Here is a 15547-nt window from a genome sequence, read left to right as displayed (position 1 = left end):
GCCGAATCATGACCAAGGCGAAATCCTCGCCTGCCCGCGGCCGCGCGCCGGCGGGCAAGGCATGGCGCAAGCCCTTCCTGGCGGAACTGGCGCGCACGTCCAACGTCGCCGCATCCGCCCGGGCGGCGGGGATCGAGCCGGGCGCGGCCTATGGCGCGCGGCGCGGCGACCCGGCTTTCGCCCACCAGTGGTTCGAGGCGCTGTGCGAAGGCTACGACAACCTCGAGCTCGACCTGCTGCGCCGCCTGCGCGAAGGCGAGCTGGCCGGCGCGACGACCCCGGCCGGCAAGGCGCGGCGCAAGTACGACAATGCCACCGCGCTGCGCCTGCTCGCCGCGCACCGCGCCAGCGTCCAGCGCCAGCGGGGCCGCAACGACTATGCTTACGAGGACGAAGTGCTCGCCTCGATCGATGCCAAGCTGGAACGGATGCGCCAGCGGCGGATCGCCATGCGCGCCGCCCCCGAATCTGGCCCCGAATCCGGCCCCGAATCCGGCCCCGGCCCGGCCCCCGGCTCCGGCTCCGGCCCGAACGGGGACGACGACGAAGCCGGCGGCGGGGACGCGGACGATGGCCGCTGATCGGCCGGTCGATCCGCCGCACGACCCGCCCGACGACCCGCCCGACGACCCGCTTGACGCGCAGCTCGACCGCAAGCTGGCCGAGCTGCTGCGGATGGAGGAAGACGAACGGCAGAAGGAACTCGCCCGGCTCGCGCCCCACGAGCGCGCCGAGCTGCGCCACCACTGGACCTTGTGGGCCCGGCGCGACCAGTTGCCGCCCCCGGGCGACTGGTCCGCCTGGCTGATCTGCGCCGGGCGCGGTTTCGGCAAGACGCGGGCGGGCGCCGAATGGGTGCGCGAGATCGCCAAGCGCGATCCGCGCGCCCGGATCGCGCTGGTCGGCGCGAGCCTGGCCGAAGTGCGCGCGGTCATGGTCGAGGGCGAAAGCGGCATTCTCGCCTGCTCGCCGCCGCACCGCTGCCCTGCCTACGAGCCTTCGCTGCGCCGCCTCACCTGGCCCAACGGGGCGCTGGCCACGCTCTATTCGGCGGGCGAGCCGGAAAGCCTGCGCGGCCCGCAGCACAGCCATGCCTGGTGCGACGAGATCGCCAAGTGGGACATGGCGGGCGAGCGCGCGACGCGGGCGTGGGACAACCTCGCCCTCGGCCTGCGGCTGGGCGAAAGCCCGCGCGCGCTGGCGACCACGACGCCGCGACCGGTGCCGCTCCTCCTGCGCCTGCTGGCGGCGGAGGACACGGGCGAGGTCGCGGTGACGCGCGGGACCACGTTCGACAACCGGCCCAACCTGCCCGGCCGGTTCGTGGCCGCGATCGAGCGCCAGTTCGGCGGGACCAGCTTCGCCCGGCAGGAACTGGGCGGCGAGCTGCTGGCCGAAGTCGAGGGCGCGTTGTGGAGCCGCGCGCTGCTCGAAGTCTGCCGCCTGGCGCAGGATGCCGCCCCGCCCGGCGATCCGGTGCGCGTGGTCGTGGGGGTCGATCCCCCGGCCGGCACGCGCGGCGATGCCTGCGGGATCGTGGTCGCCGCGCTGATGCCTTGCGGCGGCGCGCGCGTCCTCGCCGATGCCTCGATCGAGCGCGCCAGCCCGGAAAGCTGGGCCCGCGCGGTCGCCGAGGCGGCACGGGCCTGGCAGGCGGACCGGGTCGTGGCCGAGGCGAACCAGGGCGGCGCGATGGTCGCCAGCGTGCTGCGCGCCGCGCGGCGCGACCTGCCGGTGCGGCTGGTCCACGCCCGCCGCGGCAAGGTGGCCCGCGCCGAACCGGTCGCCGCGCTCTACGAAGCGGGCCGGGTTCGCCACGCGGCGCTGTTCCCCGCGCTGGAAGACCAGCTGTGCGGGCTGATGTCGGGCGGCCGCTACCACGGCCCCGGCCGCAGCCCCGACCGCGCCGACGCGCTCGTCTGGGCGCTGACCGAACTGATGCTGGGCCCCGCCCCGCGCCCGCGGATCTCGGTGATCTGAGAGGGCGATGGACAGCGTCGGACCGATGCCCGTAAGCAGGCAGGAAGAGGAAGGGAGACACGATCCGATGATGAAGCGCACTCTCGTCGCCGCGGCCGCGGCGCTGTGGCTGGCCGCCCCGGGAACGGCGATGGCCCAGGACCTGGCATTCGATTGCGACGTCGAGGCGGGCCGGTTCTCCTCGATCACGTTCGACACGGCCCGGCCGCTCCGCATCAGCGGGACGATAGAGCCGGTCGAAATGCGATCGGGAGACACGCTTCCGGTGGCGGGCGTGCGACTGGCGCGGACCGACGGGAGCCACAGCTTCGGCTTTCAGCTGATCGCGCCGTCGCCCAGGTCGCCGAGGCTCGACGTCTTCTTCAACGACCGCGGCGCGCAGCAGCCCCGCCGCGAGCTGCCGCCCGTGAGCGCCGAAGGACCGATCCCCTTCGCCCTGTCGATCGCGGCCGACGGCACCGGCGAGCTGCAGGTTGCCGAGACCGTCCACCGGTTCGAAAGCCGGCCTTTCGCGCCGGCCCAGGTCATGGTGTTCTGCTCCACCGGTCAGTTCAAGTTCGCCGGGCTGGCGTGGGAAGCCCCGCCCAGCCCCTAGCCGCGGGGCCCGTCCGCCCCCCTTCGCAAGAGCCGGTCATCGACCCTCCCCGCCGTCCGCGACGGGGAGGGTTTTTCATTGCCCGAAAGGAAACCCCATGTCCTTCCTCGCCACCATCGCTTCCGCCTTCAAGGGCGGGGGCGGGGCTCGCGTGCCGCTGGCGCGCGGGTTCGTTTCGCCCTGGGCGCTCGCGGTCGAAAGCGCGGGCGCGCCGCCTTACGAATATGGCCGCAGCGTGCGCCGGGCCTACCTCGACAACCCGGTCGCCCAGCGCAGCGTGCGGCTCGTCGCCGAGGGGGTCGGCAGCGCGCCGATCCAGCCGAGCGACCCGGCGCTGGAGGCGCTGGTCGGCGCGACGGGCGCCGGGCAGGCGCTGATCGAGACGGTCGCCGCGCACCTGCTGCTGCACGGCAATGCCTATGTCCAGGTGATGAAGGACGCCGCCGGCCAGCCGGTCGAGCTGTTCGCCCTGCGGCCCGAGCGGGTTTCGGTCGTGGCGGCGGACGACGGCTGGCCCGCCGCCTATGCCTACAAGCTGGCCGACCGGACGCTGACGATCGCGCCCGAGGACGAGGACGGCTGGCCCAACATCGTCCACTTGCGCGCCTTCCACCCCGCCGACGACCATTACGGCGCCGGCGCGCTGGCCGCGGCGGAGCAGGCGGTGGCGATCCACAACGCCGCCTCCGCCTGGAACCGCGCGCTGCTGGAGAACGCGGCCCGCCCCTCGGGCGCGCTGGTGTTCGAGGGGGCCGACGGTGCGCCCCTGACCGGCGAACAGTTCGAACGGCTCAAGGCCGAACTCGCCGCCGGCTTCCAGGGCCAGGCCAATGCCGGGCGGCCGATGCTGCTCGAAGGCGGGCTGAAATGGCAGGCCATGGCCCATTCGCCGGCGGACATGGACTTCGCCACCCTGAAAGCCGCCGCCGCGCGCGACATCGCGCTCGCTTTCGGCGTGCCGCCGATGCTGCTCGGCCTGCCGGGCGACAACACCTATGCCAATTACCGCGAGGCGAACCGCGCGCTCTGGCGGCTGACCCTGCTGCCGCTGGCGGGCAAGATCCTCGCCGGGCTGGGCCAGGGGCTGGAGCCGTGGTTCCCGCAGGCCAGGCTGGCGGTCGATCTCGACCGCGTGCCCGCACTGGCCGAAGACCGCGAGAAGCTCTGGGCGCAGGTCAACGCCGCCGATTTCCTCTCCGCCGAAGAGAAACGCGCGCTGCTGGGGCTGGCGTGATTGAAGAGAGGGTCCTCCCTATCGTCTTGCGATGGGGAGGGGGACCGCGAGACGCGAAGCGGCTCGTGGTGGAGGGGCCTTGCGCGACATCGCCCCTCCGACCGACGCCTGCGGCGTCGCCCACCTCCCCAACGCAAGTCGTTGGGGAGGACTAGCGACAAGGATACCAATCCCATGGACAGGACCGACATGATCGCCCGGCTGATGGCCGAGGCGAAGGACGGCGGCTGCGAGCTGGTGACGCTGCGCGCGATCGTCGAGGAAGCCACCGATCTCGGCGCGGACCGCGCGCTCCAGCGCACCGGCCTCGCCGATCCCGACGCGCGCGAGGACCTGGCCGAACTGCGCGAGCTGCTCCAGGCTTGGCGCGATGCCAAGGCCAGCGCCTGGCGCGCGGCGATCGCCTGGCTGGTGCGCGGCGCGCTGGCGCTGCTCGTGATCGGGATTGCCGTGCGGCTGGGCCTCGCCGGGGCGCTGCGATGACCCGGCTGGCCGGCTACGCCGCGCTGTTCGGCCGGGCCGACGCCGCGCGCGACACGATACGCCCCGGCGCCTTCGCCCGCACCCTGGCCGAGCGCCGGACGGCATCGCTCGGGCCCCTGCCGCTCTACTGGCAGCACCGGCCCGACCGACGGATCGGCTGGATCGAGCAGGCGCGCGAGGATGCGCGCGGCCTGCGCGTGATCGCCGCGCTCGACAATCCCGCCGGGCGCGCCGCCGCCCTGCTGCGCCGCCGCGCGATAAGCGGCCTCAGCTTCGGCTATCGCGCGCGCCGGTTTCACCGCGAGGCCACGGGCCGCGTGCTGGAGGATGTGGAGCTGTTCGAAGTCAGCCTCGTCACCCACCCGCTGCAGCACGGCGCGCGGGTGTTTCTTGTTGTTTAACCTCAGGCGCCGGCGGCCGCGTACGCGGCCTTGGCTATCCTCGCTCCCTTCGGTCGCTGCGGGCGCGCGGTCGCGCTTGCGGTCGGCTGGTCGCCGACCGAACCGTTCCCGGCCGACACCGTGTCGCGAGGGCTGTGGGAAGTTTTTGTTGGCGCCTCAGGCGCCAGCGGCCGCGTCCGCGGCCTTGGCTATCCTCGCTCCCTTCGGTCGCTGCGGGCGCGCGGTCGCGCTTGCGGTCGGCTGGTCGCCGACCGGGGGCGAGCCTCAGGCGCCTGAGACCGGTCCGCCGCCGATAGTCCGCATCGCCAGTAATCCCGCGAGTCCCCGCGCAGGCGGGGACCTCGGGCCGCCAACGTTTCGCCCGATGGCCTGAGACCCCCGCCTTCGCGAAGGGCTCGCACGCCTGCCCCGACAACCACCCCCAAGAAAGGTGAATTACCTATGGATACCCCCGTTACCCCCACCGCCGCCGCGACTGCCGCCGACCCGCTGGAGGAAAGCTTCGACCTGCTCGCGCGGCAGGAGAAGACCGAGGGCGAGGTCGCCGCGCTGCGCAGCGACGTGGACGAGGTGAAGGCCCGCGTGGACCGGATCGGCAGGGCGGCCGCGCGCCCGGCGCTCGCCCCCGCCGCCGCCAGCCCCGAGGTCAAGGGCTTCGTCGAGGGTTATCTGCGGCGCGGCAGCACGGCGGAAGTCAAGTCGCTTTCCACCGGGGTGCCCGCCGACGGCGGCTATGCCGTCCCGCGCGAGATCGACGCCGCCATTGCGCGCGAGCTGACCGCAATCAGCCCGATCCGCGCGATCGCCCAGGTCGTGCAGACCGGCAGCAGCGGCTATCGCAAGCTCGTCAGCACCGGCGGCACCGCCTCGGGCTGGGTCAGCGAGACGGCCGCCCGGCCCGAAACCGATACCCCGCAATTCGCCGAGATCGCCCCGCCGACCGGCGAGCTCTACGCCAACCCGGCGGCGAGCCAGGCGATGCTCGACGATGCGGCCTTCGATGTCGAAAGCTGGCTGGCGAGCGAGATCGGGCAGGAATTCGCCCGCGCCGAAGGGGCCGCCTTCGTCAACGGCACCGGCACCGACCAGCCGCAGGGGTTCCTCGCCGCGCCGTCCGCCACCGCCGGCGACAGCGCGCGCGCCTTCGGCACGCTGCAATATATCGGCAGCGGCGATGCCGCCGGGCTGGGCAGCGAGCCCGAGCTGACGCTGATCGTGCTCGTCCACACGCTCAAGGCCGGGTACCGCCAGGGCGCGAGCTTCGTGATGAACTCGGCAACGCTGGCCGAAGTGCGCAAGCTCAAGACCGCCGACGGCGCATTCCTGTGGCAGCCGGGGATGGTCGAGGGGCAGCCCGATCGCCTGCTCGGCTACCCGGTGGTGGAGGCGGAGGACATGCCCGATATCGGCGCGGGCGCCTGCCCGATCGCCTTCGGCAACTTCCGCGCCGGATACCTGATCGCCGAACGCTCCGCCACGCAGATCCTGCGCGACCCCTTCACCAACAAGCCTTTCGTCCACTTCTACGCCACCAGGCGCGTGGGCGGCCAGGTGCTCGATTCGAACGCGATCAAGCTGCTGAAGATCGAGGGGTAGGGGGAGGGAGTCTTTGGTTCCGCGCCCGCATCCGCGGGCGCGATATCCTCGCTCCCTTCGGTCGCTGCGGGCGGCCGGTCGGCCTTGCGGTCCGCTGGTCGCGGACCGGACCGATCGGCGGGCGCGATATCCTCGCTCCCTTCGGTCGCTGCGGGCGGCCGTGCAGGTGGCCTTCGGCCAGCTGCGTCTTCGACTACGCTTCCGGCCTTGCGGTCCGCTGTTCGCGGACCGGACTTTTCCAGGCACTCGTGGCCGGGAAAGGGCCTCTTCAGGCACTTCCGGTTGGAAAGGTCCGGGGCTGCGCAAGCAGCCCCGCAAGCGCGACCGCGCGCCCGGAGCGCTCTGCGCGGAGGAAAGCCAAGGGGCCGGATGGCCCCGCCGGCGCTTGAGGCTCAACAATAACAAAGAAAGGACACCCGCACATGCAGCGGACCATATTGACGCCGCCCGATTTCACGGGCGGCGCGCTGGCCGACGTCAAGCAGTGGCTGGCGATCACCGGCCCCGCGCAGGACGGCACGCTCGCCCGGCTGGTCGGCGCGGCGGCCCAGGCGTGCGAGGCCTTTACCGGCACGCTGCCGCTGGAGGCGACGTGCGAGGACGTGCTGCCCGCCAGCCGCGAATGGCAGGTTCTGGCCGCGCGGCCGGTCAACGCGATCCCGGCGGTCGAGGGCATTCCGGCCGAAGGGCCGCGCTTTGCCCTTTCCGCCGAAGCCCATGCGATCGCGCTCGACCCCGACGGGTCGGGCCGGGTGCGGGTGATGCAGCCCGGCGCGGCCGGCCGGGTCGCGGTCCGCTACGCCGCCGGATATGCGAGCGACTGGGCCGCCCTGCCCGAGACGCTGCGCCACGGCATCGTGCGCCTCGCGGCCGAGCTGTTCCGCGCCCGCGACGGCGAGGCACCGCCCGGCCGCATCCTGCCCGCGGCGGTGGCCGCGCTGTGGCACCCCTGGCGCCGCACGCGGCTGGCATGATCGCCGCCCGCCTGCGCCAGCCGCGCGGGGCGTTTGCCGCCGCCCTGGCGCGCAAGGCCGCCCGCCTCGCCCGCGCACGCGCCGAAACGCTGCTGCGCGCCCGGCGCGATGCGGCCTCCCGCTGGCGCGAGCCGCGCCTGCTCTGGCCCCTGTTCGCAAAGGATTGAACGATGGAACATGCCCTGCGCGCCGCGCTGATCGACTGGCTGCGCGCCGCCCCCGCCCCGCTGGATGCGCTCAACATGGTGGCGGAGGAAGCGCCGCTGCGCGCCTCGCCGCCCTGGCTCGGCATTGCCGCGAGCGCGAGCGCCGACTGGAGCACCAAGGACCGCGCCGGGCGCGAGATTCGCCTTGCGCTGGAACTGCACACGCGCGGCGACGATGCCGCCGCCGACGGCGCGCTGGTCGCCGCGATCGACCGCAGGGTGGAGGACCTGCCGCCGGTCCAGGCCGCGGCCACGCCCCCGTTCATCGTCGTGTCCACCCGTTTCCTGCGCGCGCGGGCCGAGCGCCGCGCCGACAACCGCCGCAGCGTGCTGACCGAATACCGGTTCCGCTGCCTCGCGACCTGATCCCTTCCCGCAACAGGAGCTTGCCCATGTCCGCCCAGAAAGGTTCCGCCTTCCTCCTCAAGCTCGGCGACGGCGGCGATCCGCCGGCCTTCACCACCGTCGCCGGGCTGCGCACGACGCAGATGTCGGTCAACGGCGATACGGTCGTCGTCACCCACAAGCAGAGCGGCGGCTGGCGCGAGCTGCTGTCGGGGGCGGGCACGCGCTCGGTCTCGGTCGCGGCGAGCGGGATCTTCCTCGCCAGCGAGGCGGAAGCCGCGATCCGCGCCCATGCCCTGGCCGGGACGATCGGCGATTACGAGCTGTCGTTCGAGGATGGCGAGCGGATGCGCGGGCGCTTCCTCGTCCAGCGGCTCGACTATGCCGGCGATTTCAACGGCGAGCGGACTTACACGATGCAGCTCGAAAGCTCCGGCCCCGTGGTGCCGGCATGAGCGGCCCCGACCGGCCCGCCCCGGCCAATCCGCACCGCGGCGAGGCGGTGCTGCCCGTCGCCGGCCGGCCGCGCCTGCTGCGCCCGACCTTCGCCGCGCTGGTCGCCGCGGAGGAGGACCTCGGCCCGCTCTTCGCGCTGGTCGAGCGGGCGGGCGAGGGCCGGCTCGGCCTGGCCGAGATGGCGACGCTGTTCTGGCACTGCATGGCCGACCGCGAGGGGCTGACGCGCGAGGCGGTCGGCCAGGCGGTGATCGCGGCCGGGCTTGCCGCCTGCACCGCGCCGCTGCGCGCGCTGCTGGGCCAGGTCCTGAAGGGATCGCCGTGACCGCCGCCGCCGATGCCGCGCCGCGTTTCGCCCCCGCGGCGCTCGCGCTGGCCGGGCTGGCGGCGCGCGCGCTGGGCTGGCGGCCCGACGATTTCTGGCACGCGACCCCGGCGGAGCTGGCGACCAGCCTGGCCGATCCGGCCGCTGCCCCCGCCGGCCCGACCCGGGCGGAGATCGAACGCATGATGGAGCGCGACGATGGACGAGATTGACGAGCTGCTGGTCGAAGTCCGCGCCGGGACGCAGGGCTTCGCGCAGGATATCGCGCAGATGCGCACGAACCTCGATACCACGCTGGTCGACGGCTTTCGCGATGCGGGCGCCGTGCTCGAACGCGGGCTGCTGTCGGCCGTGCGCCGGGGCGCCCTGGGGTTCGAGGACCTGAAGCGGACCGCGCTCGCCGCGCTCGACCAGATCGCCGCCCGCTCGCTGCGGCTCGGCCTCGATTCGCTGCTCGGCGGCGGGCCGGGCGGAGGGGTCGGGGGGCTCGGCGCCGTGCTGGGCGGGCTGGCAGGGGCGCTGTTCGGCCTGCCCGGCCGCGCCACCGGCGGCCCCGTCTCGCCCGGGCGCCCCTACATGGTGGGCGAGCGCGGACCGGAGATGTTCGTCCCCACCAGCGCCGGCCGGGTCGAGGCCTCGCCCGCCTCCTCCCCGCCGCGCGAGGTGCGCGTCGCGATCGGCATAACCGCCCCCCGCGGCACCCCCGCCCCCGTCGCCCTCCAGCGCTCCAGCCGTCAGGTTGCAAGTGCGGTGCGGCGGGCTTTGATCGGGTGAGATTTTTGGGCGTCGGAGGGAGTTTTTTGTTGGGGCCTCAGGCGCCGGCGGCCGCATCCGCGGCCTTGGCTATCCTCGCTCCCTACGGTCGCTGCGGGCGGCCGTGCAGGTGGCCTTCGGCCAGCGGCGTCTTCGACTACGCTTCCGGCCTTGCGGTCCGCTGGTCGCGGACCGGATCTTTCCAGGCATCCGTGACCGGGGCGGGGCCTCTTCAGGCACTCGTGGCCAGGAAAGGTCCGGGGCTGCGACCAGCAGCCCCGCAAGCGCGACCGCGCGCCCGGAGCGCTTTGCGCGGAGGATAGCCAAGGCCGCGGACGCGGCCGCCGGCGCCTGAGGCCCCAAAAAAATCTGAGGCCCAACAAAAAAGGACACAAAACAATGCCCTATTGGCTTGCGCGCGAGCGGCGGGGGCAGGAGGCCGACTGGATCCAGCGGTTCGATCCGCGTTTCTGGACGGTCGATTTCCCGCGCCCGATGATGGCCTGCGTGGTCGCGACCGCGCCCGATGCCCTGCGCGTCGATTGCGAGTTCCTGCACCAGGGCCAGCTCGCCGGGTTGATCTGGGCGAGCGAGGATCGGCTCGATCACCCGCTGCTCGCCTATGAAACGCGGCGCGACTATTCGCACACCGTCCTGCGCTTCCGCTGGCGTTCGGGCGGGATCGTCGCGCTCGACCGGGCCAACGGGCCGACCCTCACGATCGAGGGGCGCGACGCGGCGGGGCAGGCGCGCAGCTGGTACGTGCGGCTGTGGAACTATGCCAGCGGCAGCCCCACCGACGCGCGGATCGAGCTGCCCTTCTCCGCCCTGGGCAGCGGCTGGTCGCTGCCGGGCACCCCGGTCCACCCCGCGGACATCGACCGCATGTTCATCTCGCTGGTCCCCGAAGGCTACGTCCCCGGCAGCACGGCGCCGCTCGCCGCGCGGGCCGAAGGGTTTGTCGAAATGAGCGAGATCGCGTGCCACGGCGACCACGCGAGCCTGGCGATCGGCGATGTCATGCTGCCGCCGCACGGGGAACGGATCGCGACCGCTTACGACGATGCCTACAACCAGGAACCGACCCGGCTGCTGCGCAATATCCGCGGGCTCGGCTACCGCGACCGCATCCTGCACTATCTGGGCATGAGCCATTTCCCCCGGCTGGAGGCGGAAGGGGATGCGATGCCGGTCGCGCGGCCGGCGGCGATCTGCACCCCGGCGCGGCGCTGGCACGAGCGGTTCTATACCGCGGCGGGGGCCGCCGGATACGCGGTGATCAATTCGCTGTCCTACGAGCTGCTGGCCGATCACTGCCCGGCCGAATGGCAACAGCGCGCGCACGACGGCAGCGCGGCGCGCACGGGGTGGGACCCGCCCTCCGCCCTGCTGTCCCCGGCCAATGGGGAGGCGATGGCCTGGCTGCAATCGGCCGCGGTCCAGTTCACCGCGCTGCAGCAGGCCGCGGGCCTGCCGGTCCTGTTCCAGGTGGGCGAGCCGTGGTGGTGGGTCGTCCCGCACAGCGGCGCGCCCTGCCTCTACGACGATGCCGCGATCGCGGCCTTCGGCGGCGCGCCGCCGGCGATCGCCGACATGCGCGCCCCGCTGGACGGCGCGCAGACCGCCCTGCTCGACGATGCCGGCGCGCTGCTGGCGCAATCGACCGCGGCGCTGGGCCAGGCGGTGCGCGATGCGGCGGGCGGCGCGGCCGGTGGCGGCGCGGAGATCCTGCTGCTCGCCTTCACCCCGACGATCCTCGATCCCGCCATGCCCGAACTGAAACGGGCCAACCTGCCGGCGGGCTGGGCCTGGCCGGCTTTCGACCGGCTCCAGCTGGAAGACTACGACTGGCTGACCGCGGGGTTCGACGCACGCTGCCGGGCGGCGATCGCCGAAGTCGATGCGCGGCTCGGCTACCCGGTCGAGCGGCAGGATTACCTCTCCGGCTTCGTGCTCGATCCCGCCGATGCCGACGCGTTCTGGCCCCGGATCGACGCCGCGCTCGACCGGGCCGCCGGGCGCGGGGTGGGCGAACGCTATGTCTGGGCGCTGCCGCAGGTCGCGCGCGATGGATACACGCGGCTCGCGCCGCCGAAGGAGGACGACGACGTGCAGGCTTTCGACGACGTGGAATATCCGCTCGCGCTGGGGCGCGACGCGGCGGCCAGCCCCGAGTTCGCGACCTCGGTCGCGGTCACCGCCTCGGGCCACGAGCGGCGCAACACGCTGTGGGCCGATGCCCGGCTGCGGTTCGATGTCGGGCCCGGCATCCGCTCCGAAGAGGAGCTGGGCACGCTGATCGCCTTCTTCCGCGCCCGGCGCGGGGCGGCACGCGGATTTCGCCTGCGCGATCCCTTCGATCACAGCTCCAGCGGGATGACCGGCCCGCCCGGCCCGCTCGACCAGCTTCTCGGCACCGGCGACGGCGCGCGCGACACGTTCGCGCTGGTCAAGGCCTATGGCGACGGGACGGAGCCGCAGCTGCGGCCGATCACCCGCCCGCGCGCAGGCACGGTGCGCGTGTCGGTGGACGGGGCCGAGAGCTTCGCCTGGACGCTGTTGCCCGGTGGCCGCGTGCAGTTCGTCGAGGCCCCGCCCCCGGGGGCCGAGATCCGCGCCGGGTTCGCGTTCGACGTGCCGGTGCGGTTCGAGCAGGACCGGCTCGACGTGGCCGGGGCGAACTTCGCCGCAGGCGAGGCGCCTTCCGTTCCGCTGATCGAAATCCGCGAGGCGGCATGAGCCGGGCGTTCCTTTCGCGCGAGCTGGACACGGTCGCGACCTTCTGGCGGATCTTCCGCCGCGACGGGGTCGCGCTCGGCTTCGTGACCCACGATCGCGACTTGCGTTTCGACGGGCTGTTTCACCGCGCCGCGCCGGGCATCGTGCCCCATGCCCTGCGCCGCACCGCGGGCCTCGCCGACGACGAGGCCGAAGTGCGCGGGGCGCTGACCCACGACGGGATCGCCGCGGCGGACCTGGCCGCGGGCCGGTTCGACGGGGCGCGGGTGGAAATCGGCGCGGTCTGCTGGGAAAGCCTGGAGGCCGCCGTGCTCTACGGCGGAACGATCGGGCAGGTGAGCGAGAGGGCGGGGGCTTTCGCGGCCGAACTGCGATCGGCCAAGGCCGCGCTCGAACGCGATTTCGTCCCCCGCACCGGGCCGACCTGCCGGGCCCGGTTCTGCGGGCCGGGATGCGGCTTGCCCGCCGCGCGCTTCACGCACGAGACAGTGCTGGAAGCGATCGATGCGGAGGCCGGCACCGCCCGGTTCGCCGCGCCCGATCCGGCGCTGATGCCCGGCGGGCAGGTCCGCTGGATCGACGGGCCGCTGTGCGGGCTGGCCATGTGCGTGCTCGCGGCGTCGGACGGCGCACTGGTGCTCGACCGGCCGCTCGACCCCGCGCCGGCGCCGGGCACGCGGGTGCTCCTGCGCGAGGGGTGCGACGGACGGCTGGCGACATGCGCCGCGCGTTTCGGCAACGCGGCCAATTTCCGGGGCGAGCCGTTCCTGCCCGGGCTCGACCTCCTCGCGCGCTACCCTGCCGCGCCATGACGCGCGATCCCGGCCCGGCCGTGGCCCGCGCGGCGCGGGCGCTGGTCGGCACGCCGTTCCGCCTCCACGGGCGCGACCCGCGTTCGGGCCTCGACTGCATCGGGCTCGTCGCCGCGGCGCTGGAAAGTGCCGGCCTGCCGGCCGATCCGCCCGCGGGTTACGGCCTGCGCAATACCGATCCGGGCGATCCCGACGCGATCGCCCGGCGCAGCGCGCTCCACCCGGCCAGCGGCCCGCCCCGCCCCGGCGACGTCGTGATCGTCCGACCCGGTCCCGGGCAGCTGCACCTGCTCGTCTGCGCCGGGGCGGACGGCTTCATCCATGCCCACGCCGGGTTGCGCCGGGTCGTGGCAATGCCCGGGCCGCTGCCCTGGCCGGTGCTCGGCCGCTGGCGGCCCGGCGGAAAGGACTGACTGCAATGGCCACTCTCGTACTCGGCACGATCGGCACGCTCGTCGGCGGGCCCCTCGGCGGCGCGCTCGGCACGATCGTCGGGCGCGGGATCGACGGCGCGGTGATCGGCACGGGCCGGCGCGAAGGCCCGCGGCTGAAAGACCTGGCGGTGACCACCTCCAGCTATGGCCAGCCGCTGCCGCGCCATTTCGGGCGAATGCGCGTGGCCGGCAGCGTGATCTGGGCGACCGACCTGGTCGAGAACCGCGAGACCGGGGGCGGCGGCAAGGGGCGGCCGAAGACCACGACCTACAGCTATTCCAGCTCGTTCGCGGTCGCGCTGTCGAGCCGGCCGATCGCCGGGCTCGGGCGCATCTGGGCCGATGGCAAGCTGCTGCGCGGGGCGGCCGGCGATCTCAAGGTCGGCGGCGCGCTGCGCGTCTATCGCGGCCACGGCGACCAGGCCCCCGACCCGCTGATCGCCGCCGACGCCGGGGGCGCCTGCCCTGCCTTTCGCGGCTGCGCCTATGCCGTGTTCGAGGATCTCGAGCTGGCCGATTTCGGCAATCGCATCCCCGCGCTGACGTTCGAAGTCCTCGCCGACGCGGGCGGGTTCGCGCTGTCCGACCTGGTCGGGCCGCTCGTGCCCGGCGCGCGGGGCGAGGTCGCGCTGGCCGGGCTGGAAGGGTTCTCTTACGAAGGCGGCCCGCTGCGCGAGAGTCTGGCGACGATCGACCGGCTCTTCCCCCTCGCCGCCGATACGGCAGGCGGCGGGATCGCGCTGGCCGGCGCCTACCCGCCGGCGGCAACGGCGATCGACCTGCCCGAGCCGGTGCTCGCCCCCGGCCGCGACGGGGCCGAGGCATGGGAAGGCCCGCGGTTCGAGCGCGAGGCCGGCCCTCTGCCCGCCCCGTCGGCGCTGCGGTATTACGACGTCGCGCGCGATTACCAGCCCGGCCTGCAGCGCGCGGCGAGTGCCGGCGGCGACAACGAGGATGGACGCGCGATCGAGTTTCCCGGCGCGCTGGCGCCGGATCGCGCGCGCACGCTCGCCGGGGCGGCCGCGGTGCGCGCCCGGGCCCGCGGCACGCGGCTATCGCTGCGGATCGCCGAGCTGGACCCGGCGCTCGGCCCCGGCAAGCTCGCCCGCGTGCCCGGCGTTGAGGGGCTGTGGCTGGTCGAAAGCTGGGAGTGGGACGAACACGGCATTGCGCTGGACCTGCGGCGGCACGCGCTCGCCGCGGCGGCCGAGGCCGACCTGCCCGGCGATGCCGGCCGGCCCGCGCTACCCCGCGACGGCGCCACCCCGCCGACGCTGCTGCGCGCGTTCGAACTGCCGTGGGACGGGCGCGGCGATCCGGCCCGGCCGCCCGCGTTCGCCGCCGCGTCGGCCGCCGATGCCGGCTGGCGCGGGGCGAGCCTCTACCTCGAAGACGGGGGCGTGCTGGAAGAGATCGGGCCGAGCGGGCAGGCGCGCAGCATCGGCGGCACCCTTGCCGGCGCGCTCGGCGCTTCGCCCGCGCGGCTGCTCGAACGCCAGGCCTCGATCGCGCTCGATCTCCACGCGCCCGACATGGTCCTCGCCTCCGCCGGCGCGGAGGCGCTGGCGGCCGGGGCCAACCGGCTGCTGGTCGGCCGCGAAGTGCTGCAATATGCCCGCGCGGTACAGGAAGGCGCGCGGCGCTGGCGGCTCGAAGGGCTGCTGCGCGGGCGGGGCGGGACCGAAGCGGCCGCTGGGGCCGGCCATCCCGCCGGGACCGCGGTGACGCTGATCGACGCCGCGCTGCTGCCGATCGGCGACCGGCTGACCCCCGGCACGCCCGCGCCGCGCGTCGCCGCGATCGGGCAGGCCGACGACGCGCCGGTCATCGCCCCGATCGAGGGGCACGGCGAAGGCTTGCGGCCACTGGCCCCGGTCCACCCGAGGGCACGCCTGCTGCCGTCGGGCGCGCTCGCGCTCGGCTGGACCCGCCGGGCGCGCGGGGCCTGGCAATGGCTGCCCGAAGTCGATGCCCCGCTGGTCGAGCAGGCCGAGCTCTACCGGCTCGGCGCCGGCCCGCCCGAGGCGCCGCTGCGCACCTGGGACATTGCCGAGCCGCATTTCACGATCGCGCCGGCGGACCGCGCCGCGCTGGCCGCCGACATGCCCGGCGCGCCGGTCTGGGTCCGCCAGGTCGGCAGTTTCGCGGCCTCCGACCCGCTCGTCCTCGCCACGCTCGACTAGGCCGTTTCCGCACCGACCACCCGGTCCCCCC

At 74.2% G+C, this 15547-nt stretch carries 18 protein-coding genes; all 18 read left to right on the top strand.

The features are described from left to right. The first annotated feature begins 8 nt into the window (after nt 1–8). Nucleotides 9–581: a hypothetical protein gene (locus T8T98_RS16130; protein ID WP_251104462.1), complete on the top strand. Its 573-nt coding sequence runs from the start codon at nt 9–11 to the stop codon at nt 579–581. Between the two features lie 94 nt (nt 582–675). Continuing rightward, a complete protein-coding gene (locus tag T8T98_RS16125) occupies nt 676–1980 on the top strand; it encodes a DNA-packaging protein (RefSeq protein ID WP_251106019.1) in 1305 nt (434 codons plus the stop codon). Between the two features lie 67 nt (nt 1981–2047). Next, complete coding sequence (locus T8T98_RS16120; protein WP_251104463.1) at nt 2048–2575, top strand: hypothetical protein; 528 nt, start codon at nt 2048–2050, stop codon at nt 2573–2575. A 97-nt stretch (nt 2576–2672) separates the two neighbouring features. Next, on the top strand, nt 2673–3809 hold the full coding sequence (locus T8T98_RS16115) for a phage portal protein (protein WP_251104464.1): 1137 nt from the start codon (nt 2673–2675) through the stop codon (nt 3807–3809). A gap of 174 nt (nt 3810–3983) precedes the next feature. Next, nucleotides 3984–4292 carry a DUF6127 family protein gene (locus T8T98_RS16110; protein WP_251104465.1) on the top strand — a complete coding sequence of 103 codons (309 nt, stop codon included), beginning with the start codon at nt 3984–3986 and terminating at the stop codon, nt 4290–4292. Further along, the gene (locus T8T98_RS16105) at nt 4289–4693 is read left to right on the top strand and encodes an HK97 family phage prohead protease (RefSeq protein WP_251104466.1); all 405 of its coding nucleotides are present in this window, start codon (nt 4289–4291) and stop codon (nt 4691–4693) included. The genes T8T98_RS16110 and T8T98_RS16105 overlap by 4 nt, the downstream gene beginning before the upstream one ends. Before the next feature lie 441 nt (nt 4694–5134). Next, a complete protein-coding gene (locus T8T98_RS16100; protein WP_251104467.1) occupies nt 5135–6289 on the top strand; it encodes a phage major capsid protein in 1155 nt (384 codons plus the stop codon). 422 nt (nt 6290–6711) lie between these two features. Continuing rightward, the gene (locus tag T8T98_RS16095) at nt 6712–7263 is read left to right on the top strand and encodes a head-tail connector protein (RefSeq protein ID WP_251104468.1); all 552 of its coding nucleotides are present in this window, start codon (nt 6712–6714) and stop codon (nt 7261–7263) included. Next, complete coding sequence (locus tag T8T98_RS16090) at nt 7260–7430, top strand: hypothetical protein (RefSeq protein WP_251104469.1); 171 nt, start codon at nt 7260–7262, stop codon at nt 7428–7430. Before T8T98_RS16095 ends, T8T98_RS16090 begins: the two co-directional genes overlap by 4 nt. Before the next feature lie 3 nt (nt 7431–7433). Then, complete coding sequence (gp17, locus tag T8T98_RS16085) at nt 7434–7835, top strand: tail completion protein gp17 (protein WP_251104470.1); 402 nt, start codon at nt 7434–7436, stop codon at nt 7833–7835. A 26-nt stretch (nt 7836–7861) separates the two neighbouring features. Further along, complete coding sequence (locus T8T98_RS16080; RefSeq protein WP_251104471.1) at nt 7862–8269, top strand: phage major tail protein, TP901-1 family; 408 nt, start codon at nt 7862–7864, stop codon at nt 8267–8269. Continuing rightward, nucleotides 8266–8595, top strand: coding sequence for a gene transfer agent family protein (locus T8T98_RS16075; protein ID WP_251104472.1), 330 nt, complete (start codon nt 8266–8268; stop codon nt 8593–8595). Before T8T98_RS16080 ends, T8T98_RS16075 begins: the two co-directional genes overlap by 4 nt. Then, the gene (locus T8T98_RS16070) at nt 8592–8807 is read left to right on the top strand and encodes a phage tail assembly chaperone (RefSeq protein WP_251104473.1); all 216 of its coding nucleotides are present in this window, start codon (nt 8592–8594) and stop codon (nt 8805–8807) included. The genes T8T98_RS16075 and T8T98_RS16070 overlap by 4 nt, the downstream gene beginning before the upstream one ends. After that, nucleotides 8794–9369, top strand: a complete 576-nt coding sequence (locus tag T8T98_RS16065) for a tail tape measure protein (protein WP_251104474.1) — start codon at nt 8794–8796, stop codon at nt 9367–9369. Before T8T98_RS16070 ends, T8T98_RS16065 begins: the two co-directional genes overlap by 14 nt. A 378-nt stretch (nt 9370–9747) precedes the next feature. After that, entirely contained in the window at nt 9748–12087 is a 2340-nt protein-coding gene (locus T8T98_RS16060; RefSeq protein ID WP_251104475.1) for a DUF2460 domain-containing protein, read from the top strand. Next, nucleotides 12084–12899 (top strand): DUF2163 domain-containing protein, encoded by an 816-nt coding sequence (locus T8T98_RS16055; protein ID WP_251104476.1) that lies wholly within the window; start codon nt 12084–12086, stop codon nt 12897–12899. Before T8T98_RS16060 ends, T8T98_RS16055 begins: the two co-directional genes overlap by 4 nt. Next, on the top strand, nt 12896–13312 hold the full coding sequence (locus T8T98_RS16050; protein WP_251104477.1) for an NlpC/P60 family protein: 417 nt from the start codon (nt 12896–12898) through the stop codon (nt 13310–13312). The genes T8T98_RS16055 and T8T98_RS16050 overlap by 4 nt, the downstream gene beginning before the upstream one ends. A 5-nt stretch (nt 13313–13317) precedes the next feature. Next, nucleotides 13318–15516 (top strand): GTA baseplate fiber-binding domain-containing protein, encoded by a 2199-nt coding sequence (locus T8T98_RS16045; RefSeq protein WP_251104478.1) that lies wholly within the window; start codon nt 13318–13320, stop codon nt 15514–15516. Nucleotides 15517–15547: the final 31 nt, after the last annotated feature.

Source organism: Pelagerythrobacter marinus, from assembly GCF_034375205.1.
GTDB classification, from domain to species: Bacteria; Pseudomonadota; Alphaproteobacteria; order Sphingomonadales; family Sphingomonadaceae; genus Pelagerythrobacter; species Pelagerythrobacter marinus.
Note: the sequence above shows the minus strand (reverse complement) of the source record. Positions and strands in the feature narration are given on the sequence as shown.